This window comes from Micromonospora sp. 15K316 (assembly GCF_004348525.1).
Lineage (GTDB): Bacteria > Actinomycetota > Actinomycetes > Mycobacteriales > Micromonosporaceae > Micromonospora.
The window spans coordinates 1-20412 of sequence record NZ_SMKG01000032.1 but is presented as its reverse complement, the minus strand read 5'-3'; the positions used below and the strand labels follow the sequence as shown (position 1 = coordinate 20412).

19 protein-coding genes are annotated in these 20412 nt (G+C 74.0%); 8 read left to right on the top strand and 11 right to left on the bottom strand.

Annotated elements, in window-relative coordinates:
* Positions 1–241: 241 nt before the first annotated feature.
* On the bottom strand, positions 242–1708 hold the full coding sequence (locus tag E1211_RS10070) for a hypothetical protein (RefSeq protein WP_132347736.1): 1467 nt from the start codon (positions 1706–1708) through the stop codon (positions 242–244).
* A 268-nt stretch (positions 1709–1976) separates the two neighbouring features.
* Between E1211_RS10070 and E1211_RS10065 the strand changes: the two genes are divergently transcribed.
* On the top strand, positions 1977–3005 hold the full coding sequence (locus tag E1211_RS10065) for an aldo/keto reductase (RefSeq protein ID WP_132347734.1): 1029 nt from the start codon (positions 1977–1979) through the stop codon (positions 3003–3005).
* Positions 3006–3014: 9 nt separating this feature from the next.
* On the opposite strand, the gene E1211_RS10060 is transcribed toward E1211_RS10065, so the two are convergent.
* The 3 genes from E1211_RS10060 to E1211_RS10050 all read right to left on the bottom strand — a co-directional run bounded on the left by E1211_RS10060 (position 3015) and on the right by E1211_RS10050 (position 7270).
* A complete protein-coding gene (locus tag E1211_RS10060; RefSeq protein ID WP_132347732.1) occupies positions 3015–4214 on the bottom strand; it encodes a low temperature requirement protein A in 1200 nt (399 codons plus the stop codon).
* A 197-nt stretch (positions 4215–4411) separates the two neighbouring features.
* Positions 4412–5968, bottom strand: a complete 1557-nt coding sequence (locus tag E1211_RS10055; RefSeq protein ID WP_371686140.1) for a glycosyltransferase family 39 protein — start codon at positions 5966–5968, stop codon at positions 4412–4414.
* A 78-nt stretch (positions 5969–6046) separates the two neighbouring features.
* Positions 6047–7270 carry an MFS transporter gene (locus E1211_RS10050; protein WP_132347728.1) on the bottom strand — a complete coding sequence of 408 codons (1224 nt, stop codon included), beginning with the start codon at positions 7268–7270 and terminating at the stop codon, positions 6047–6049.
* A 74-nt stretch (positions 7271–7344) separates the two neighbouring features.
* On the opposite strand from E1211_RS10050, the gene E1211_RS10045 reads away from it, so the two are divergent.
* The 3 genes from E1211_RS10045 to E1211_RS10035 all read left to right on the top strand — a co-directional run bounded on the left by E1211_RS10045 (position 7345) and on the right by E1211_RS10035 (position 8971).
* A complete protein-coding gene (locus E1211_RS10045) occupies positions 7345–7836 on the top strand; it encodes a MarR family winged helix-turn-helix transcriptional regulator (protein WP_132347774.1) in 492 nt (163 codons plus the stop codon).
* A 57-nt stretch (positions 7837–7893) separates the two neighbouring features.
* A complete protein-coding gene (locus E1211_RS10040; RefSeq protein ID WP_132347726.1) occupies positions 7894–8409 on the top strand; it encodes a DUF2087 domain-containing protein in 516 nt (171 codons plus the stop codon).
* A 136-nt stretch (positions 8410–8545) separates the two neighbouring features.
* Positions 8546–8971, top strand: coding sequence for an Hsp20/alpha crystallin family protein (locus E1211_RS10035; RefSeq protein ID WP_132347724.1), 426 nt, complete (start codon positions 8546–8548; stop codon positions 8969–8971).
* 180 nt (positions 8972–9151) lie between these two features.
* Here the strand turns inward: E1211_RS10035 and E1211_RS10030 are convergent, their stop codons facing one another.
* Positions 9152–10135: a YafY family protein gene (locus E1211_RS10030; protein ID WP_132347722.1), complete on the bottom strand. Its 984-nt coding sequence runs from the start codon at positions 10133–10135 to the stop codon at positions 9152–9154.
* Between the two features lie 84 nt (positions 10136–10219).
* Between E1211_RS10030 and E1211_RS10025 the strand changes: the two genes are divergently transcribed.
* Positions 10220–11212, top strand: coding sequence for a tyrosine-type recombinase/integrase (locus E1211_RS10025; protein ID WP_132347720.1), 993 nt, complete (start codon positions 10220–10222; stop codon positions 11210–11212).
* A 71-nt stretch (positions 11213–11283) separates the two neighbouring features.
* Here E1211_RS10025 and E1211_RS10020 read toward each other — a convergent pair whose 3' ends face one another.
* The 4 genes from E1211_RS10020 to E1211_RS10005 are packed head-to-tail and all read right to left on the bottom strand — an operon-like array spanning position 11284 to position 15043.
* On the bottom strand, positions 11284–11655 hold the full coding sequence (locus E1211_RS10020; protein WP_132347718.1) for a VOC family protein: 372 nt from the start codon (positions 11653–11655) through the stop codon (positions 11284–11286).
* Between the two features lie 55 nt (positions 11656–11710).
* Positions 11711–12196 carry a cation:proton antiporter regulatory subunit gene (locus E1211_RS10015; RefSeq protein ID WP_132347716.1) on the bottom strand — a complete coding sequence of 162 codons (486 nt, stop codon included), beginning with the start codon at positions 12194–12196 and terminating at the stop codon, positions 11711–11713.
* Positions 12178–13722, bottom strand: a complete 1545-nt coding sequence (locus E1211_RS10010) for a potassium/proton antiporter (RefSeq protein WP_132347714.1) — start codon at positions 13720–13722, stop codon at positions 12178–12180. The genes E1211_RS10015 and E1211_RS10010 overlap by 19 nt, the downstream gene beginning before the upstream one ends.
* 28 nt (positions 13723–13750) lie before the next feature.
* Positions 13751–15043, bottom strand: a complete 1293-nt coding sequence (locus tag E1211_RS10005; protein ID WP_243709472.1) for an SLC13 family permease — start codon at positions 15041–15043, stop codon at positions 13751–13753.
* 533 nt (positions 15044–15576) lie between these two features.
* Here E1211_RS10005 and E1211_RS10000 point away from each other — a divergent pair.
* A complete protein-coding gene (locus E1211_RS10000) occupies positions 15577–16533 on the top strand; it encodes a HAMP domain-containing sensor histidine kinase (protein WP_132347712.1) in 957 nt (318 codons plus the stop codon).
* Positions 16530–17177, top strand: a complete 648-nt coding sequence (locus tag E1211_RS09995; protein ID WP_120676592.1) for a response regulator transcription factor — start codon at positions 16530–16532, stop codon at positions 17175–17177. Before E1211_RS10000 ends, E1211_RS09995 begins: the two co-directional genes overlap by 4 nt.
* An 87-nt stretch (positions 17178–17264) precedes the next feature.
* Here E1211_RS09995 and E1211_RS09990 read toward each other — a convergent pair whose 3' ends face one another.
* Positions 17265–18968, bottom strand: a complete 1704-nt coding sequence (locus E1211_RS09990) for an acyl-CoA dehydrogenase family protein (RefSeq protein WP_132347710.1) — start codon at positions 18966–18968, stop codon at positions 17265–17267.
* Between the two features lie 161 nt (positions 18969–19129).
* Here E1211_RS09990 and E1211_RS09985 point away from each other — a divergent pair, with 161 nt between their 5' ends.
* On the top strand, positions 19130–19540 hold the full coding sequence (locus E1211_RS09985) for a hypothetical protein (RefSeq protein ID WP_132347770.1): 411 nt from the start codon (positions 19130–19132) through the stop codon (positions 19538–19540).
* A gap of 78 nt (positions 19541–19618) precedes the next feature.
* Here E1211_RS09985 and E1211_RS09980 read toward each other — a convergent pair whose 3' ends face one another.
* Entirely contained in the window at positions 19619–20332 is a 714-nt protein-coding gene (locus E1211_RS09980) for a thymidine kinase (protein WP_132347708.1), read from the bottom strand.
* Positions 20333–20412: the final 80 nt, after the last annotated feature.

The window sequence follows — 20412 nt, the reverse complement described above, 5'->3', positions numbered from 1 at the left end:
GAACTGAATCCACCGTCGACCGGTGTCCGCATGAGGAATTGAGCGGTTAACCAGGGCCACTCCCTCCGACACTGGTTGATCTAGGAAAGGTGTTTCTGCTGGCCTGCCGGCAGGCCAGCAGAAGCCGGTTGACCTGCTGCTCCGCCCCGGATCCGGCACTGGCGGCGCGCCCCGGTCCGGGCGCACCGGGCCACCGAGCGCGACCGTTCGGCAGGACCCGGCAGGGACGGCCCACCTGGGCTCAGGCGCGGGCCCCGCCGAGACCGAGCAGCACGGCCAGCCCGAGGGCGCTGCGCGGGGCGTACGGCACCCGCCACAGCCCGCCGTGCGCCGCGGCGTACGCCTCGTCCTGCCAGGGCTGGGCGAACGCCGGCCCGCCGGTGCGCAGGTGGTGCACGAGCAGCGCGGCCATCAGGGTGTTGCTGGTCGCCGGGTCGAACACCTCGATCCCGAACCGGTGCGCCCCGGCGTACGCGGCCGCGAGCGCCCGGTTGCGTAACACCGAACGGGTTCGGGTGGGCGGCGCGACGGTGAACGACACCGTCGCGCCCGCCTCCCGCGCGACGGTGGCCCGCCATCGCTGCAACCGTTTCGCGAGTGCGTAGTTGGGCCCCTGCTGCGGCACGAGGCTGTCGTTGATGCCGGGGTCGGCGCCCGGCGGATAGTTGCGGCGCAGCAACCGGCCGGCGGAGAGCATCCGCAGCGCGCGGTGCGCGGCCGTGCGGCTCGCGTACCCGTCGTTGGCGTGGCGCACCGCGTCGACGGGGACGGCGAAGACGTCGGTGGGGGTGGCGAGGAAGGCGAGTGCCGTGTCGGGGCGATGCTGCTGAAGGTGCCGGGTGAGTGCGTCGACGGCCACCGCGACCCGGACGTTCGTGGCCCCGTCGGCGTAGACGTAGTTGCCCAGCACGAGCCGGCCGTCGACCTGCCGCAGCCACTGGGCCACCTGCGGCAGGCGGTGCAGCAGGTCGGCGCCCGCCTGCGCGGCCAGCGCCCGGTCGTCGCCGTCCGCGCCGCTGCCGGGGCGCAGCGGCAGGTGGAGCCGGCCGCCGTGGCGGCGGGCGGTCTGCACCAGACGCCGCCAGATCTCCGGCCGGGGCAGGTCGACCGCCACGACCTCGCCGCCCCAGCGCAGCACCGACGTCAGAGGGCCCATCTCGGCGCCCGCGCCGAGCACGACGATCCGCTGGTCGCGCAGGTCCAGCCAGTCGGGATTCTCGACGACCGTACCGACCGCCTCGGCGCACGAGGGTTCGACGACGCCCGCGCCGACCCACGCGTCGAGGCGGCGGCGCAGGTCGTCGCCGCGCAGTCGCCGGCCGCGGTACGGCAACGAGAGCTCCCGCTCGACCGGGCCGGCGCCGGTGACGGTGGCCGTACCCAGCATCGGGTGGTCGCCGGACGCCGCGCAGGCGTCGTCGAGTCGCGCCTCGCGGCCGTCCTCGTCGATCACCGTCATCCGGCTGTGCAGGGAGGTCAGCCCGGCGCGGGCCACGGTGACCGCGGCGTCGGCGGAGAGCAGTCCGGCCTCCACGAGCCGACGGAAGTGGCCGAGGTAGCCGTGCCGCCAGTCCGTCTCGTGCTCGGCGGAACGGGCGCCGACCGGGTCGACCGCGCGCAGCGCGTCCGCGACGACCGACCGGCCGAGCGCGGTCGTGCTGCGCCTGCCCTCGGTCACGGGAAAGACCACCCCGGTCGGACCTTCCACTGTCGCTCCTTCCCGTACCGGCCGTCGCACACCTCGCGGGCCACTCTGCCCGATCCCAAGCCGGAGCGCACTGTCGCATCGACGCGCCCGGCCGAGCCCGGCGCCGCCACGTCGGATCGATCGGGCGGCTGACCAGGGCCGCGGCGGCGCGCCCGCCCACCTGCGACGGTCGACCGCGGCGCACGAGGCGCCGGAGCACCCGGGCCCGGGGCGCGGCCGACCGCGCTCCGGTGCGAAGATCGCGCTGTTCCTCGACTGGAAGGAAGCCATGCGCTACCGGACCCTGGGCGCCACCGGCACGGTGGTGTCGACCCTCTGCCTCGGCACGATGACCTTCGGCTCCGAGACCGACGAGGCGGGCAGCTTCGCCCAGCTCGATCGGTTCGTCGAGGCCGGCGGCACCTTCATCGACACCGCCGACGTCTACTCCGCCGGTGTCTCCGAGGAGATCGTCGGCCGGTGGTTGCGGGCGCGGCCCGGCATGCGCGACCGGGTGGTGCTGGCCACCAAGGGCCGGTTCTCGATGGGGCCGGGAGCGAACGACGCCGGTCTGTCCCGGGTGCACCTGACCCGCGCCCTGGAGGCGAGCCTGCGGCGGCTCGGTGTGGAGGCCGTCGACCTCTACCAGGCGCACGCCTGGGATCCGCTGACTCCGCTGCCGGAGACGCTGCGCTTCTTCGACGACGCGATCCGCGCGGGCAAGATCCGTTACGCCGGGGTCAGCAACTTCACCGGCTGGCAGCTGCAGAAGGCGGCGCTGCTCACCCAGCACCTCGGCCTCAACCCGATCGTGACCCTGCAGCCGCAGTACAACCTGCTGGCCCGGGAGATCGAGTTCGAGCTGGTGCCGGTCTGCGAGAACGAGGGCATCGGCATCCTGCCGTGGTCCCCGCTCGGCGGCGGATGGCTGACCGGCAAGTACCGCCGGGACACCCCGCCGACGGGAGCCACCCGGCTCGGCGAGAACCCCGAGCGCGGCGTCGAGGCGTACGCCGGGCGCAACGCCCAGGACCGCACCTGGCGGGTGATCGACGCGGTGCGTCGGGTCGCCGACGACCGGGGCGTGTCCATGTCGGCCGTGGCGCTGGCCTGGCTGGCGGCGCGGCCGGCGGTCACGTCGGTGATCCTCGGAGCGCGGACCGCGGAGCAGCTGGACGACAACCTGACCGCCGCGGACCTGACCCTCGACGCGGAGCAGATCCGCCTGCTGGACGAGGCCAGCGACCCGCCGGTGGGCGACTACCCGTACGGCCGGGCGGGCGTGCAGCAGCGCGGCCGCGACCTGCCGACGGGCTGAGCGGGCCGGTCACCGTCCCGGGGCGGGCTCGGAGCGCTCGCCCCGGTGCCGATTCCGTCGCAGCCACCGTGCGACCAGGATGTCGGAGACCACCACACCGGCCAGCACCACCACTACCGCGCCGGCGACCAGCAGCGGGGGCCAGCCGCCCGCGAACGGCACCATGGCGCCCAGCACCGGGATCCAGACCAGCCGGCGCCACGACGGGCCCTCTTCGACCAGGTAGGTGAAGAGGGTCCGGCCGACCAGGAACAGCATCGGTCCCACCAGCATCAGGGCGACCGAGTGTATCGGCGTGTCCCCGGTCGGCTGGTGGATGATCCGGTCCGCGCCCGCGGCGACGAGGACCACTCCGGTCAACGTGACCAGGTGGGTGTACGGGGCCGCCCGGGCGGCCCGGCCTCGGCGGCGTTTGGACATCTTCAGGATCGAACCCGACCGGTACACGTAGAGCTGCCAGAGCAGCAGCATCGTCACGAAGACGATCAGGAACCCGACCATCCGGGACGGGGCGAAGTCCGAAGAACTGATCTTCAGGGTGGGCACGAGGATGATGTCGCCGAGCGCGAGGATGACGAACTGCTGGTACCGCTCGCCCAGGTGCTCGGTCACCTTCTCGTACTGGTCGAGCGGCACGCGGCCCAGAAACGGCGTCGGATAGCGTGCCGCGGTCGACACGTACTCGATGGCCAGGGCGGCGGCCCAGAGTGGCCAGTGCGGCTGGTTGGGCAGGAGCGCCCCGACGATCCACAGGATTCCGGAGACCGTGAACCAGAAGAAGAACCGGGTGGCCCGCTCCTGGGCCTTGTGCCGGTGCTGGTGCAGGACGCCGACCAGGATGACGCCGCGAACCACGTGCGGGGCGACGTAGGCAAGCGCGAAGAGCAGTGGATGCCCGTCGACGGCTCTCGGAAGGGTGGCGGCCGTACCCACCGCGCCGAGCATGGTCACCATGAGCACGGCCTGGAGGGGGCGCTGCTCCGGGTCGTAGAAGTCCGTGGTGACGGCGGTGACCGACCAGGTCCACCAGATGGCCATGAACAGCAACAGGGCGTGCCCGGTGGTGGCCCAGGACTCGCCCTCGGCGATGGTCATCGAGACGAGCGCGATGGCCGCCACGAAGACCACGTCGAAGAGCAACTCCAGCAGCGTGGCGCGGTTCGAGGCGTCCGGCCGGCGCACCAGGCTGGCGCCGTCCCCGGTCGTCATCCCGGCCTCCCGCCCCGTCGCGCCCGGATCGCGGAACTCGCCGGGCGCCGCCGGGCGAACGGCAGCCGCACGGCTTGCCGCCGCATCCTGGGAGGAATTATCGACGCGACCGCGCCGGGTCGTCCCCGGTTCCGGGGATTCCTCCGGGCCGGCGGGCACGGTGAGGTATTCGGACGCGGGGTAACGCCGCAACGGGGTCAGCCCGCGTGGCGTACCTCGGTCTGCCAGATCTCGGCCCAGGGTCGCCGCAGCCCGGTGCAGAGCCAGATCGGGCCGCCGTTCTCGTCGTTGTCGACCTCGACGCGCTGGTCGACCCGGCCGGCGAGGGTGACGTCGGTGAACCACTCCCGCAACCGGTCGGGGCGTTCCCAGCCGACGGCGATCACCACGTCGGCGTCGGCGGGGGGTCGGCCGAAGTCGGCCATGCTGTTGTGGCCGGAGTAGGCCGCCGGTAGTCCCCGCGTCGGGCCGTAGCGGGCGATCGCGCCGGCCTCGCCGTAGTTCGCGGTGAGGATGACGGCCCGTTGGCGCTGCGGCTCGGGCAGCGCGCGGTGCACGGCGGCGACGGAGTCGGCGAACGCCGGCCAGCCGATCGTCTCCCCGGCGTCGTAGTTGACGGCGGTGACGAAGCCGGGCAGCCGGTCGGCGGGCAGGGTGGGCAGCAGCAGCACCCCGTTGGGGGCGACGAACAGTAACGCGCCGAGGACCAGCAGCCCGCGCTTCAGCGTGGCTGTGCCGCGGCCGGCCCAGGCGACGGTGAGCACGGCCCCGGTGGCGGCGAGCACCAGCAGCAGCGGGGCGTCGTAGTAACCCTTCCCGCCGGCGAGCAGCACGACGGCGACCACCACCAGCCAGGCCCAGGCCAGCGCCCGGTAGGGCCGCCACGCCGGGCGGCGCAGCAGGGCGACGAGCCCGGCGATCCAGATCGGCACGGCGTACGGGCTGATGATGACGAACTGGAGGGTGAGCGCGTCGATGCGACCGCTGTAGGAGCTGTCGCCGTCGGCGATGGCGGCGGCCACGGAGAGCTGCGGGAAGCCGTGCGCGGCCTGCCAGATCAGCGTGGGCGCGGCGAGCAGCACGGCGACGCCGGCGGCGGCGAGCACCCAGCGGTCGCGCAGCAGCCGGCGCGGCCCGGCGATGGCCACCCCGGCGACGAGCCCGACCGCGAGCAGCGCGGGCAGCAGCTTGTTGAGCATGCCGACGCCGAGGGTCAGCCCGATGCCGAGCGCCCACCGAGGGTCACCGGTGCGCAGCACCCGCACGGCGAAGAGCGCCACGGCCAGCCAGACGAGCATGTCGACGGTGGTGGTGCTGAGCAGGTGCCCGGTGGCGAGCACCAGGCCCGAGGTGCCGGCGAGGAACGCCGCGAACGTCTGCGCCCCCCGCCCGGCGCCGAGCTCGCGGGCGATCGCGGCGACGAGCAGGACGCAGCCGCCTCCGATCAGCGCGGACGGGGTGCGCAGCGCCACCAGGCTGCCCGGCGCGACCGTGTCGATCAGTCGAGCCAGGGCGGGCACCAGCGGGCCCTGGTCGACGTATCCCCAGTCGAGGTGACGGCCGCAGAGCAGGAAGTAGAGCTCGTCGCGGTGGTAGCCGTAACGGTTGGCCAACAGCAGCAACAGGGCGGTCACCGCGCCGGCGATCGGCCACGGCCCGCGGGCGTGCGGGCCGGGAGCGGGCGGACCGCCGGCCGGGGCGTCGTCTCCGCTGCGGGCACGACCCAGGTCGGTGACGGATTCGGCCACGTCCATATCATGGTGGTCGCCGCGTCGCGGGGGTGGCCCGAACGCGCGTGCGTGACGTAACGGATCGGCCACGGATACGGTGGATCACCGTGCCGGCGCGATCTCCGGGGCCGGTGCGGGCCAGTTCAGCCGGCGTACGGCAGGGACGAGCGCGGTGCCGGCGCAGGCGACGAGAACCAGCAGGCCGGCGACGGCCAGAGGCGCCGGTTCACCCCAGTGGCGGGCGGCGAGCGGCGCGAGGGCGTAGCCGATCGGCGTCGCGCCGAGCGACACCAGCCAGTCGTACGACGTGACGCGGGCCAGCACGTGCGGTGGGAATTGGCTCTGCACCACGGTCTCCCAGACCGGGTTGAGAAATCCGAGGGCGGCCAGCGCGACGCCGTAGGCGACGACGACGGTGGCGGCCGGTGCGGCCAGGGCGAGCAGGATCAGCGGCGCGGCGTAGCCGGCCAGGGCGAGGTTGGCCGTGAGGACCGGGCGGCGGGGCCGGAACCGGCCGGCGACCAGTGATCCGGCGAGCATGCCGACCGCGCCGGCCTGGAGCATCAGCAGCCAGACCCCTTCGCCACCCAGGCGATCGACGGCGACGGCCGGGCCGAGGGTGGTGAGCACCGCGGCGGCGCCGTTCCACGTTCCGTGGCCGAGCAGGCTGGTCCAGAACCAGGTCCGGGCGCGGACCTCGCGCCAGCCGTGCAGCAGGTCGGCGGTGAGCGACCGCCGCCGCGGTCGCGGCACGTGCCGCACCGTGATCACCGTGAGCAGGGCGGCGCTGAGCGCGAAGGAGGCGGCGTCGAGGACGAACGCCCAGCCGGGGCCCGCGGCCCAGATGAGGGCGCCGGCCAGTGCCGGGCCGGCGAGCCGGCTGGCGTTGGCGCTCGCGCCGAGCAGCGCGTTGGCCCGCTGCCGTTGTGCGGCGTCGACGGTGCCGGCGACCAGCGGCGACGCGGTGGGCAGGGCGAACGCGGCGGCGGTGCCGCCGACCGCGGATGCGACCGCGAGGTGGGCCAGCGACGGGTCCCCGCCGAGCAGTTCGAGGCCGACCACGAGCTGGGTGCCGCAGCGGGTGAGGTCGGCGAGGACGGCGACCCGTCGGGCGGCGAACCGGTCGGCCGCGACGCCGCCGAGCGGGAGCAGGAGCAGCCGGGGGAGCATCGCGGCAGCGAGGACGAGGGCGAGGGCGCTGGTCGAGCCGGTGGCGCGCAGCACGGCGAGGGCGAGCGCGGCGGGGACCACCGCGTCGCCGACGGCGGAGACGGTACGGCCGACGAAGAGCAGCCGGAAGGCGCGCAGGCGCAGGGGGTGGGTCACCGACGCAAGTTACTTCGACATCGAACCTTTCGGCAATGAATATTTCGTCACCGTAGTATCATGCTGGCGTGACGATGCCCGACCGCGCCGACCGGCACGTGCAGCGCTGGCTGCCCGTGCTGCCCGATCTGGACCCGGACGTGGAGGCCGTGGTGACGCGGGTGTCGCTGCTCACCCGGCACCTGCGCGCCGTCAAGGAGCGCGCGCTGGCCGACGTGGACCTGCCGGCGCACGAGTACGACACCCTGCACGCGCTCGCCGGTCGCCGGGGTCGGGCCGCCCCCTCCGAGCTCGCCGAGGACCTCGGTGTCGCACCTGCCTCGATCACCGCTCGGGTGGACTCGCTGGTGCGCCGGGGTCTGGTCGAACGCATCCCGTCCAGCACGGACCGGCGGCGGGTGGACGTGGCGCTCACCGACGCCGGGCGCGCGGCCTGGCGGGGCGCACTGGACGCCCGGGGCGCCGAGGAGCATCGCCTGCTCGACGTGCTCGACCCGGACGAGCGGCGTGTCCTGTCCGACCTGCTGCGCCGCGTCCTGCTCGTCGCCGAGCAGCCGGGCAGCTGAGCGGCGGGCCGGAAATCGCGTGGCGGGGCGCGTGCCGCCGCTGGCAGGGTGGCCGGCATGACGGCACACGCTCTCGCCGGCGCCCTCGCCGATGACGTACGCCGGCGCGTCTTCGCGGCGGTCGCGCTCGGCGCGACGGGCACGACCCAGATCGCCGACCGCGCCGGACTGCCCGCACGGGAAGTGGTGACCGCGCTTCGCCGGCTCACCGCGGCGAGCCTGCTCGTCGACGCCGGTGGCGCGTTCAGCGTCGACGAGGCGCGACTGCGTGAACTGGCCCGCGCCCCGCAGCCGGTCCGCAAGGCGGCCGGTCCGGAGGAGACGGTGCTGCGCACCTTCGTACGCGACGGGGTGCTGGTGGGCCTGCCGGCGCAGCGCAGCCGGCGACGGACCGTGCTGGAACATATCGCGCGGCGCTCGTTCACGCCGGACACCCCGTACCCGGAGAGCGCGGTGAACGACGCCCTGCGTCCGTGGTGTGCCGACGGCGGCTCCGACCACGTGACGTTGCGCCGGTACCTGGTGGACGAACTGCTGCTCACCCGGGAGCGGGGCGTCTACCGCCGGCCCTGAGCCGGCGTATGCCGGCGGCGCCCCTCGATGGCGCAGCGGTTGACGGTGTGGCGGGATCGCGGTATCAAGGAAACCGGAAGTTGAGTCACTGAGACTCAACCTGAACCCTTCGGACTGGAGACCGAGGAGACCGACCATGCTGATGCGCACCGACCCGTTCCGTGAGATCGACAGGCTCGCCGAGCAGTTCCTCGGCACGACCGCCCGCCCGGCGGTGATGCACATGGACGCCTACCGGGACGGAGACTTCTTCTACGCGGCGTTCGACCTGCCCGGTGTCGACCCGGAGAGCATCGACTGCACGGTGGAGCGCAACGTGTTGACCGTCCGCGCCGAGCGGCGCCGTCCCACCGACGACAAGGTGGAGCTGGTCGCCGCCGAGCGGCCGATGGGGCTCTTCACCCGGCAACTCTTCCTCGGCGACACTCTCGACGCAGACGAGCTCGAGGCGGGCTACGAGAACGGCGTGCTCACACTGCGGATCCCGGTGGCGGAGCGGGCCAAGCCGCGGCGGGTGCCCGTGGTCTCGCGCGGGAACGGACACAAGCAGATCAACGCCTGACACAACGCGGGGGTGGGGCGGCCGTCCCGCCCCCGCACGTGCGGCCGATTCCACCGCCCGGAGGTCACCGGGCGTGGAACTTCGGGCAGGAGCTCGACATCGACGGGCCGCTCCCGCGGCGCGTCGGGCACCGCCAGCGCTCGACGGGTGGGTGCTGGCCGCAGCCGGTCCAGAATGCCGTCACTCCTGCCCTGCCGGATAGAGCGTGGCGAGCCGGTGCGCGGTGGCGGTGAACCGTTCCCGCAGCTCCGGCGGGTCGAGCACCTCCACCTCGGCGCCGAGCTTGAGCAGCTCGACGTGACCGTGCTTGACCGACTCGATCGGCACCGTGGTGAGCAGCCAGCCGTCGGCGTCCGGTTCGCCGGCCGCCGAGTGGGCGGCCCGGCTCATCGCCGGCGGGAAGACGAACGGCATCATCTCCAGCGCCGCCACGGTCATCCGGACCCGGGCCTGCGCCCGGTAGACGCCCTGCTCGTAACGATCGGCGTGCTCTCGCCAGCAGCGCGTCAGGTCGAACCCGTCCGGCCGGTCGACCGGCTGGTCGAGCGTGACCAGTTCCAGGATCGCCCCGACCCGGTAGGTACGCACCTCACCGTCGACGGCGGCGACCAGATACCACCGGCCGGCCTTGAGCACCAGACCGAGCGGGTCGAGGACCCGGCTCACCTCCCGCGGCGCCCGCCAACGCCGGTAGCGCACCCGGACCCGGCGGTCCGACCAGACCGCCTCGGCGAGCGCGGGCAGGTGCGGGGTGGGCTCCGGCTCGCGGAACCACGTGGGCGCGTCGAGGTGGAAGCGCTGGCGGATCCGCCCGCCTCGGTCGGACAGCTCGGCGGGCAGGGCGGCCCGCACCTTCAGCTCCGCGGCGGCGAGCACCGAGCCGAGTCCCAGCTCGGCCGCGGGGCCGGGCACGCCCGCCAGGAAGAGGGCCTCCGCCTCGGCCGGGGTCATCCCGGTCAGCCGGGTGCGGTATCCGTCGAGCAGCCGGTAGCCGCCGGCCGGCCCGCGCTCCGCGTAGACCGGCACACCGGACGCGCCCAGCGCCTCCACGTCCCGGTAGACCGTCCGGACCGACACCTCGAGTGCGTCGGCCAGCTCCTGCGCGGTCATCCCGCCCCGGGTCTGCAGGAGCAGCAGCAGGGACACCAGGCGACTCGCACGCACCGGCCGACGGTATCCGGTGTCCCCGACAATCTTGTCGGGCGCGCCTCACCGGCTCACCCACCCGACTCTGAGAACCTTTTTCACATGGTTCTCCCCGAGGCCCCGGCCCGACCGTCGACCGGCCCCGCCCTGCCCGCCGGCCCCACGGAGTTCACCGAGGCCTGGCTGCAGAACCGTCGACTGTCGGCGCACACCCGCGACGCCTACCGGCGGGACATCGCCGGCTGGCTCGGCTGGTGCGCCGAGCGTGACCTGGACCCGCTGCGGGCGAGCTTCCTGCACGTCAACGAGTACGCCCGGGACCTGGAGAACACCCGCAACGCGCGTACCGGCCGGCCGCTGACGCCGGCCAGCGTGGCCCGCAAGCTCTCCGCCCTGTCCAGCTGGTACGACTTCCTGGCGAAGCTGCGCGCGGTCGACGCGAACCCGGTGGCCGGCGCGGACCGTCCCCGCGTGGACCGGGACCACTCGGCGACTGTCGGACTCACCCCGGAGGAGGTCGACGCCCTGCTGACCGCCGCGGAGGCGGAGACCGGCCCGACGGCGGCCCGCAACCGTGCCGCCGTCGCGCTCCTGGCCGACCTCGGACTACGGGTGGGGGAGCTCGTCTCGCTCGACGTCGGCGACCTCGGCGCCGAGCGGGGACACCGCAGCGTGCGGTTCACCGGCAAGGGTGGCCGGCAGCGCCGCCGCGCCTTGACCCCGGGCACCTCCTACACCGTGGACGACTATCTGGCGCAGCGCGCCGCCGCGGCCGGGGTGCCGGTGACCGAGCTGACCGGGCCGCTGCTGGTCACCGCCAGCGGCGGCCGGCTGGACCGGCACGCGGTGTTCCGGCTCGTACGTCGGTTGGCCCGGGCGGCCGGCATCCCGGCGTGGGCGAAGCTCTCCCCGCACTCGCTGCGGCACGCCTTCGCCACCACCGCCCGCGCCGAAGGGGTACCGCTGGAGGACGTGCAGGACGCGATGGGGCACGCCGATCCCCGGACCACCCGCCGCTACGACCGGGACCGGCACAACCTGGACCGCGACCCCGCGTACGTGATCTGGGCCGCCCGGTCCCGGCGGCGCGGCTGACCCGGCGGCGCGCTCCGCCCACCCCGGTTTGCCGCGCCGCTGCGGGAGCGAGCGGCGTGCGACGCCTCCGGTCAGCTCCGCGGGCGGGGGCAGATGCAGAACGGCTGCCCGATCGGGTCGACGAGCACCACCCACCGCCCGTCGCCGGGCTGGAACTGCGGCCTGGTGGCGCCCGCCGCCATGAACTCCTTCTCGGCCTGAGCCAGGTCGTCGACGTAGAGGTCGAGGTGGTAGCGCTTCCCGCTGTCGGGGTCCGGCCAGGACGGCGGCTGGTACGCCTCGACGAGCCCGAAGCCGAGGGCGACGCCACCGCCGCTGATCATCGCGTACTCCGGCTGGCTGTGCGTGATCTCCCAACCGAGGACCTGCTGGTAGAAGGCGGCGTGCGCGGCGGGGTCGGAGCTGTCGAGGTTGACCATGGCGAGGTCGGCTTTCACTGTCATGTCCGGCAGCCTGCCGCACGTACCTGACATCTCCTGTCAGGTACGTGCGCGGTGGTCACGGCTCTTCCGGGGTCAGCCGAGTGCTGAGCGCGCCGACGCCCTCCGGGGTACCCGCGACGAGCAGGGCGTCGCCGTGGGTGACGCGGTGCTCCGGCCCCGGTGCCGTGGTCGTCCGCCCACCGGAGAGCACGGCGACGACGGTGACGGCGCGTACGCCCGCGACCGCCTCGCCGAGCCGGCGGCCGACGTACGGCGACGCGGCGGTGATCGGCACAGCGGCCACCGTCAGCGACCCGGCCCCGCGCTCAAGGTCCGGCACGTGCTCGAGGGTGGCCACCGGGTGCAGCAGCTCACCCAGCTCCCGTGACTCCGCGGCGGTGAGCGCCAGCGACCGCTCCACGGTGTCCGGGTCACCTGGCGCGTAGAGGACGAGGTCGCGGCGTCCGCCGCGGTGACGCACGACGCCGACGAGCTGCCCCTGCGCGGTGCGCAGGGTGTAGCCGACGCCGATGCCGGGCAACATCACGCGTTCGATGTGCACTGTCGCCTCCTGCCGGTTGGGGTCGCGGGCTCGGGGTCACCGGTCTCGCCGAACCAGCCGGCCAGCCGGCCGCCGCGGGCGACCGCCCGCAGCCGCCGCTCGGTGGCCTCCCGCACCCTCGGGGTGGTGAGCACGACGAGCTGGTCGCCGACCCGGAGCCGGGTGTGCTCGTCGGGCACGAACGTGTCCGGGCCGCGCACCACGAGGGTGGTCGCGGCCGGCGGGGGTAGCCGCAGCTCCGGCAGGTACACGCCCTGCAAACGGGATCCGGGCTCGACGGTGACGTGGATCAGATCGGCGTCCATCGCGTCCAGCGGCGCCAGTTCGACCTGGAGGTCGGGCCCCACGTCGTGCGGGGTGAGCCGCAGTCGTCGCGCCAGCCAGGGCAGCGCCGGCGCCTGGATGATGGTGAAGACGACGACGAGCAGGAAGACGATGTTGAAGACCCGGTCGCTGCCGGGAGAGTCGGCCACGACCGGGATGGTGGCCAGCACGATGGGTACCGCGCCACGCAGCCCCGCCCAGGAGAGGAAGACCTGCTCGCGCAGCGGCACCCGGAACGCCGCCAGGGACAGCAGCACCGACACGGGCCGCGCGACCAGCAGCAGGGCCGCGCCGACCACCAGCGCCGGCACCACGCTGGCGCCGAGTTCACTCGGCGTGACCAGCAGGCCGAGCATGACGAAGAGACCGATCTGGGCGATCCAGCCGAGCCCTTCGGCGACCGACCGGGTGGCCCGCCGGTGCGGCAGCCCCGCGTTGCCCAGTACGAGACCGGCCAGGTAGGCGGCGAGGAAGCCGCTGGTCTGCGTCAGCCCGGCGACGGCGTACGCGAGCACCCCGCAGCCCACGATCGCGATCGGGTGCAGCCCGGAGGTGGGCAGCGTGAGGCGGCGCAGCAGCCACACCCCGGCCGCGCCGACGGCCAGCCCGATCGCCCCACCGGCGGCGAGCTGGAAGATCATGGCGGCGAGCAGCGGCAGCGGCTCGATCGCCGCCAGCCCGGTCGCGCTGAACGTGAGCACCAGGATGAACGTGGGGGCGTCGTTGAGGCCGGACTCGGCCTCGACGAGGCTGGTCAGCCGCTTGGGCAGCGGTACCGCCCGCAGCACCGAGAAGACCGCCGCGGCGTCGGTGGAGGAGACGATCGCGCCGAGCAGCAGGGCGGTCTGCCAGCCGACGTCCAGCAGCAGGTACGCCGCGACCGCGGTGAGCGCCACACTGACCAGCACGCCCAGGGTGGCCAGCACGGTCGCCGGCGCCAGGACCGGGCGGACGTGCTTCACGTCGGTGGTCAGACCACCCTCGACCAGGATCACCGCGAGCGCGGCGAGGCCCAGCGCCTGCGCCAGGGCGGCGTCGTCGAACGGCAGGCCGAGCCCGTCCTGACCCAGCAGCAGACCCACCCCGAGGTACGCCAGCAGCACCGGCATGCCCAGCCGGGTGGCGAGTCGCGCCGCGGTGACGCTGACCAGGACGACGCCGGTGCCGACGGCCAGCACCAGGTACAGCTCGGTCGGCGTCACCGCGGCCTCCCTCGCTGCTGCGGCGGGCTCAGGCGAAGTAGCGCAGCCACACGTATCCCCAGGCGATCAGCGCGGTCAGCACCGTGGTGACGATGCCGTACCGGGTGAACTGCCAGAAGCTGATCGGTTCGCCGGCGCGGGCGGCGATGCCGAGCACGACGATGTTCGCGCTGGCCGCGACGGCGGTGCCGTTGCCACTCAAATCGGCGCCGAGGGCGAAGGACCACCACAGCGCCTGCCCGGTCTGCGGGTCCGCTCCGGCGACGATGTTCTCCACGATCGGCGCCATCGTCGCCGTGTACGGGATGTTGTCGAAGAACGCGCCGAGCACCGCCGAACCGAAGATGAGGCTTGTCGCCCCGGCGAACCAGCTCTCGCCGACGGCGGCGGTCGCCCACTGCCCGAGCTGCGCGATGACCCCGGTCTCGGTGAGGCCGGCGACCATCACGAAGAGGCCGAGGAAGAACACGAGGGTGGGCCACTCGACCTCCGCCACGTACTTCGCGGTGTCGGCGCGGGTGACGAGGACCATCAGCCCGGCGCCGACCAGGGCGATGATCGCCACGTCGACGTCGATCACGGTGTGCAGCGCGAAGGCGGCCATCACCAGCGCCAGCACGATCAGGCTGCGGGTCAGCATCGCCGGGTCGGTGATCGCGGCGCGGGCGTCCATGTCGCGTACCGCCGCGAACCGCTCCGGGTGGTACTCGAACGACCGGCGGAACATGAACCGTGCCAGGACGACGAACGCCAGGAACATCAGCACGGCGACCGGGGCCATGTGCAGCAGGAAGTCGTTGAAGCTCAGCCCGGCACGGCTGCCGATGATGATGTTCGGCGGGTCACCGATGAGGGTCGAGGCGCCCGCGATGTTCGACGCCAGCACCTCGGCGATCAGGTACGGGGCGGCGGAGATGCCGAGCCGGCGGCAGACCGAGATGGTGATCGGGGCGACCAGCATGACCGTCGTGACGTTGTCCAGGAACGGTGAGGCGAGCCCGGTGATCGCCACGAGCAGCACCATCAGCCGGTAGGGGCGGCCCTGCGAACGTTGGGCCGCCCAGATCGCGAGGAACTCGAACACGCCGGTCTGTTTGATCACCCCAACGATGATCATCATGCCGAGGAGCAGGAAGATGACGTCCCAGTCGATGCCGGCGTGGTGGGAGTAGAACACCTCTGAGCCCGGCACCAGACCGAGCAGGGCCATCAGGCCGGCGGCACCCAGCACCACCGCGACCCGGTTGATCTTCTCGGTGGCGATGAACATGAACGCCACCGCGAAGATCACGGTGGCGGCGATCGCGGGCCAGGCGCTCACGAACGCCGACCCGGCGGGCCGTGCTCGGCGCCGGGACGCGCCTGAGCGGCTGCGGGCGGGCGCGCCGCCGGTACCTGTCGTTTCTGTACTGCGATCACGGGGACCTCCGGTGGGTCGACCACCAGGGCCCTCCCCGGCAGGCTCGGGACCACCGGGGAGGGCCGTCGGGGTGGCGGCGGGTTACCGGCCGGACGGCACCCCCGGCCTCCTGGTGCAAGTTCATCCGGCCGGGCCGCCGCCCGACATCGGGTCTGACACCCATTTGCCGCCGGTGCCGACCCGCAGATCCGTGCGCGACGAGGTGCGCCACACCGGAGCGCCGGGCGACGCCCCCTGCGGCCCGCGCCGGGTACCGTGCCATGCTGACCGCACGACGACCCCGGGTTCGCCGCCGCGCGTGCCCCGCCCGCCGTGGGGTATGCGCCGGCACTGTCGAATGGGTGTCGGCACGCATTTACACGGCACCCGGCGCCGGGAAGGCTGGCAGGACGAGTCGGCGCGCGAGCACGGCCGGCGGCGGAAGGAGGTCACTGGTGTCGCTGTTCTGGCGGATCTTCCTGCTCAACGCCGCCGTGCTGATCGCCGCGACACTGCTGCTGCTCGGTCCGGTCACCGTCTCCACTCCGGTGCTGCTCACCGAGGCGATCGTCCTCACGGTCGGCCTCGCGGCGATGCTGGTCGCCAACGCCGCGTTGCTGCGGGTCGGCCTGGCGCCGCTGCGGCGGCTGGCGCGAGCCATGACCACCATCGACCTGCTCCAGCCCGAGCCGCGCCTGGTCGCCGCCGGTCACGGTGGCACCGCCGAGCTGATCCGGGCGTTCAACGCCATGATCGACCGGTTGGAGGCGGAGCGGGCCGCCAGCGCGTCCGCCGCGCTCTCCGCGCAGGAGGCCGAACGCCGCCGTGTCTCGCAGGAGCTGCACGACGAGGTGGGCCAGACGCTGACGGCGATGCTGCTCGAACTCAAGCAGGTCGCCCGGCACGCCCCCGAACCGATCCGCGTCCAACTCGCCGGGGTGCAGGAGACCACCCGCGACAGCCTCGACGAGATCCGCCGCATCGCCCGACGCCTGCGCCCCGGAGTGCTGGAGGAGCTGGGGCTGGTCAGCGCCCTCAAGGCACTCACCAGCGAGGTCACCGGGCACAGCGAGCTGAGCGTCGAGCAGCACCTCACCACGGACCTTCCCGCCCTCGGCGACGAGGCGGAGCTGGTGATCTACCGGGTCGCCCAGGAGGCGCTCACCAACACCGTGCGGCACGGCAAGGCCACCGCCGTCGAACTCTCCCTGGAGCACGCCGGCGGGTCCGTCCGGCTGTGCGTGCGCGACAACGGGCGGGGCATCGGCGGCGCGCCCGAGGGGGCCGGCATCCGCGGCATGCGGGAACGGGCCCTGCTGATCGGCGCGCACCTCGGGGTCGGCCCGGCGCCCGCAGGGGGCACCGAGGTGCGGCTCACCGTACCCGCCGACCGGGCGGTCAGCCCCCGGTGACCACCCGCATCCTGCTCGCCGACGACCACGCCCTGGTCCGCCGAGGCGTGCGGCTGATCCTCGACAGCGAACCCGACCTGACCGTGGTGGCCGAGGCGGGCGACGGCGCGGAGGCGGTCAGCCTCGCCGCCGCCGAACGCCCCGACCTGGTCATCCTCGACATCGCCATGCCCCGGATGACCGGCCTGCAGGCCGCCCGCGAACTGGCCCGGCAGCAGCCGGAGCTGCGCATCCTGATCCTGACCATGTACGACAACGAGCAGTACTTCTTCGAGGCGCTCAAGGCCGGCGCTAACGGGTACGTGCTCAAGTCCGTCGCCGACCGGGACCTGGTGGAGGCGTGCCGGGCCGCCATGCGCGACGAGCCGTTCCTCTACCCCGGGGCGGTCAACGCGCTGATCCGCAACTACCTGGAGCGCAGCGCGCAGGGCGCGGACGCCCCGGCCCGCGCGATCACCGAGCGGGAGGAGGAGATCCTCAAGCTGGTCGCCGAGGGCCACTCCTCCAAGGAGATCGCCCGGCTGCTCTTCATCAGCGTGAAGACGGTGGAGCGGCACCGGGCCAACCTGTTGCAGAAGCTCGGCCTGCGCGACCGGCTGGAACTGACCCGCTACGCGATCCGGGCCGGCCTGATCGAACCGTAGACGGCCCAGACCGTGAGCCGTCCGGCAGGAGTGCGGCACGCCGGTGAGCCGACGACGCGGTCACCGGCCACCGCGACGCCCCGGACGTCAGCCGAGCAGTTCCAGGTGGTGGTGGGCGTCCTCGGCGATCTCCTCGTGCCGCAGCCAACGGCGGGCCCAGAGCCGGGCGGCGACCTCTGCCTGCTCGTCGCCCCACGCCGCGTGCTCCACCAGCAGCGCCGTGGTGAGCGCGTGGGCGAGGCGCAGCGCCAGCTCACGCGCCCCGGCGACCGCCGCCACGGCCTGCGGGTCGGCGGCGACCCCGGCGAGGCGCTCGCGCAGCTCGGCGGTGACCGCGGCGAGCGTGTCGGCCAGCGCGGGGGAGAGCGGCCGGGCCAGGTCGGCGGCGGCGTCGAGGCGGCGCAGCAGCGGCGGCCCGGCGTCCTCGCGGCTGACCGCGCGCAGCACGTCCAGGGCGAGCACGTTGGTGGTGCCCTCCCAGATCGGCAGCACCTGAGCGTCCCGCAGCAGCCGGGGCACGCCGGTGTCCTCCACGTAGCCGGCGCCGCCGAAGCTCTCCACGTACTCGGCGGCCGAGCTGACCGCGAGCCGGCCGGTGGCCAGCTTCGCCAGCGGCGCCACGATGCGCAACTCGGCGGCGGCGGCCGGGTGGGCGCCCACCTCCACCCGCCCGAGCAGCGCGAACGCGTGCCCGGCGAGCACGAACGCGCCGGCCGCATCGAGCGCGAGCGTGCCGAGGGTGGCCCGGTGCAGCGGGGACGTCGACAGTGCCCCACCGGCCACGTGCCGCGCCGAGGCGTACGCCCGCGCGTAGGCCAGACCGCGACGCATCCCGCCGGCGGCGGCTGCCGCGTTGTGCACCCGGGTCACCACCACCAGGGTCATCGCCCGGACCAGGCCGGGGCGGGCCGGGTCACCCAACGGCAGGGCGTACGCGTCGCGCAACCCGATCTCCGCGGTCGGCAGCGCCCGCGTACCCAGCTTCTCCTTGAGCCGGTGCACGGTGACCCCCGGCGCCGGGGCGAGCGCCGCGGTGTGACCGGCCAGCGGCGAGTCGGCGGCGTAGCGGGGCACCAGGAACGGGGCGAGGACCCGGCTGCCCCGCCCGGCCCCCTCGGGCCGGGCCAACGCCACCGCCATCGCCGAGTCGGCGGCCGAGCAGAACCACTTCTCCCCGGTCAGCCGCCACGAACCGTCGGCGGCGGGGCGGCCGATGGTGCTGGAGCGTCCCAGGTCGGAGCCGCCCTGCGACTCGGTCATCCACTGGCCGCTGGTGATCGCCGTGTCCGGGTCGGTGGAGAGCAGCCGGGGCAGCCAGGCGTCCCGGACCGCCGGGTCGACCTCGGGGAGGCTGAGCAACGCCGCCGCGCCGTCGGCCATGGCCACCGGGCAGGAGAAGGTGGCCGACTCCGGCCCGTACAGGTGCAGCAGGGCGTGCTGGACGACGCGGACGGCGGCACCCCAGGTGCCGCGCGCCGATTTCAGGTAGGGCAGGGCCACCACGGCGTGCCGGGCGGCGGCGGCGCGCTGCGCCTGCCAGCCGGCGGAGGTGTCGATCCGGTCGACGCGCGCCCCCCAGGGGTCGTAGCGGACCAGCGTCGGCGGGTGCGACTCGGCGTCGGCGTGCGCGAGGCGCAGCGGCCCGGTCACGTCGGCGGCCAGGTCGGCGAGGCGGTCCTTGGCCGCGGCGTGCCCGGCGGCGCCGAGCTGCCGTTCCAGCCAGGACCGCAGCAGCGGGTCGCTGCCGTACGGGTCGTCGGGGGCGGGTACCGGCTGCACGTAGCGGGTCATGCGCGCTCCTGGCACGGCGGGAGGGTGGTGGCCCGACGGTAGACGATGCGGTGGGACCGGCGACAGAGGCGAATGCCGCCCGCGGACCCGTTCCGGTTCTTTACGGTCGTGGCGTGGGCGCTGGGCAGTCGTGGAACCGGCCGGCCCGGCGGCGCCGCCCGATGCGTACCGGGCTGGTGTTCGCCGGTGTCGGTGTCGCCCTGTGCTGCATCGGCGTGGCCGGGCTCGGCGTGCGCAACCTCCAGGTGGTCACCCAGGCGGCGGGCCCGGTGCGGGAGGCCGCCGACGAGTTCCTGCGGGAGGTCGTCCTCGGCGACACCGGCCGCGCCTATGACCGGCTCTGCGCCGACGCCCGCAAGAAGTGGAGCGAGGGTGGCTTCGAGAGCTGGGTACGCACCCCGCCGGAGGTCCGTGACTACGAAATCGTGGACGTGGCGGTCACCACCCGCGGTGGCCGGCCGCGCGGCACGGTGGTGGTCGAGCTGACCCGCGCGAGCGGCCTGACCGAGCAACGCGAGCTGCCGGTGGTGCAGGAGGACGGTGGCTGGCGGGTCTGTGGTGACCCGCTCTGACGCCGGCCGGCACCGTCGTCGGCGTGTCCGGCGAGGAGCGGCCGCGCGGTGGCCCGGGCGGGGTGCGACGTGGGCCGGTCAGGGCCGGGGGCCGAGGTCTCCGCTGCGGTAGTGCCGCCGGCACAGCACCTGGTAGCGCACCTCGGCGGTCTCCACGGTGTCGCCGATGACGACCTGCGCGCCCTCGCGGGCCACCCGGCCGTCGACCACCCGCGCGTTGAGTAGCCCTTCCCGCCCGCACCAGCAGAGCACCTCGACCTGGATGCGGGCCACCTCGTCGGCGAGTTCGAAGAGCCGCTGGGCGGCGGGGAAGAGGTGCGAGCGGAAGTCGGTGGCCAGCCCGAAGGCGTACACGTCGACGTCGTAGCTGTCGACCAGTTCGGCCATCTGCTCGACGTGCTCGACCGTGTAGAAGCTGGCCTCGTCGCAGATGAGGTAGTCGACGCGGACGCCTTCGTCCCAGCGGCCCCGCACCAGGGCCCGCAGGTCGAGGTCGTCGGTGACCTCGATGGCGGAGTGCGCCAGCCCGATGCGGGTGGTGACCTGCGCGCTCATGGACCGGTCGATGCGGGTGGTGACGAGGCCCCGCCGCCCCTGCCGGGCGTGGTTGTAGTTCATCTGCAACGCCATCGTGGATTTGCCGCAGTCCATGGGTCCCCAGAAGAACTTGAGCGCGGCCGCGTGCAGCGGCCGGCCGTTCAGGCCGCGCGCCGCCGCACACCCGGCCGGGAAGTCGTCCGGTCCGGTGAAGGGGCGGGCCAGGCAGGTGGGTGCGGCGGCGGCGTCAGTCACGGTCGGGCAGCCTAGCCCATCGACCGGCCTGCATCCGGCCGGACGATCATGAGCTGGGCGGGCGGGCGTGCTACAGGACC

Excerpts from the sequence above, each read along its gene's own strand:
- E1211_RS09985 (WP_132347770.1), top strand. The coding sequence starts at position 19,130 with ATGCGTACCGGGCTGGTGTTCGCCGGTGTCGGTGTCGCCCTGTGCTGC.
- E1211_RS10060 (WP_132347732.1), bottom strand. The coding sequence starts at position 4,214 with ATGACGACCGGGGACGGCGCCAGCCTGGTGCGCCGGCCGGACGCCTCG.
- E1211_RS10055 (WP_371686140.1), bottom strand. The coding sequence starts at position 5,968 with ATGGACGTGGCCGAATCCGTCACCGACCTGGGTCGTGCCCGCAGCGGA.
- E1211_RS10065 (WP_132347734.1), top strand. The coding sequence starts at position 1,977 with ATGCGCTACCGGACCCTGGGCGCCACCGGCACGGTGGTGTCGACCCTC.
- E1211_RS10020 (WP_132347718.1), bottom strand. The coding sequence starts at position 11,655 with ATGACAGTGAAAGCCGACCTCGCCATGGTCAACCTCGACAGCTCCGAC.
- E1211_RS09990 (WP_132347710.1), bottom strand. The coding sequence starts at position 18,968 with ATGACCCGCTACGTGCAGCCGGTACCCGCCCCCGACGACCCGTACGGC.
- E1211_RS10025 (WP_132347720.1), top strand. The coding sequence starts at position 10,220 with ATGGTTCTCCCCGAGGCCCCGGCCCGACCGTCGACCGGCCCCGCCCTG.
- E1211_RS10040 (WP_132347726.1), top strand. The coding sequence starts at position 7,894 with ATGACGGCACACGCTCTCGCCGGCGCCCTCGCCGATGACGTACGCCGG.
- E1211_RS10035 (WP_132347724.1), top strand. The coding sequence starts at position 8,546 with ATGCTGATGCGCACCGACCCGTTCCGTGAGATCGACAGGCTCGCCGAG.
- E1211_RS10045 (WP_132347774.1), top strand. The coding sequence starts at position 7,345 with ATGCCCGACCGCGCCGACCGGCACGTGCAGCGCTGGCTGCCCGTGCTG.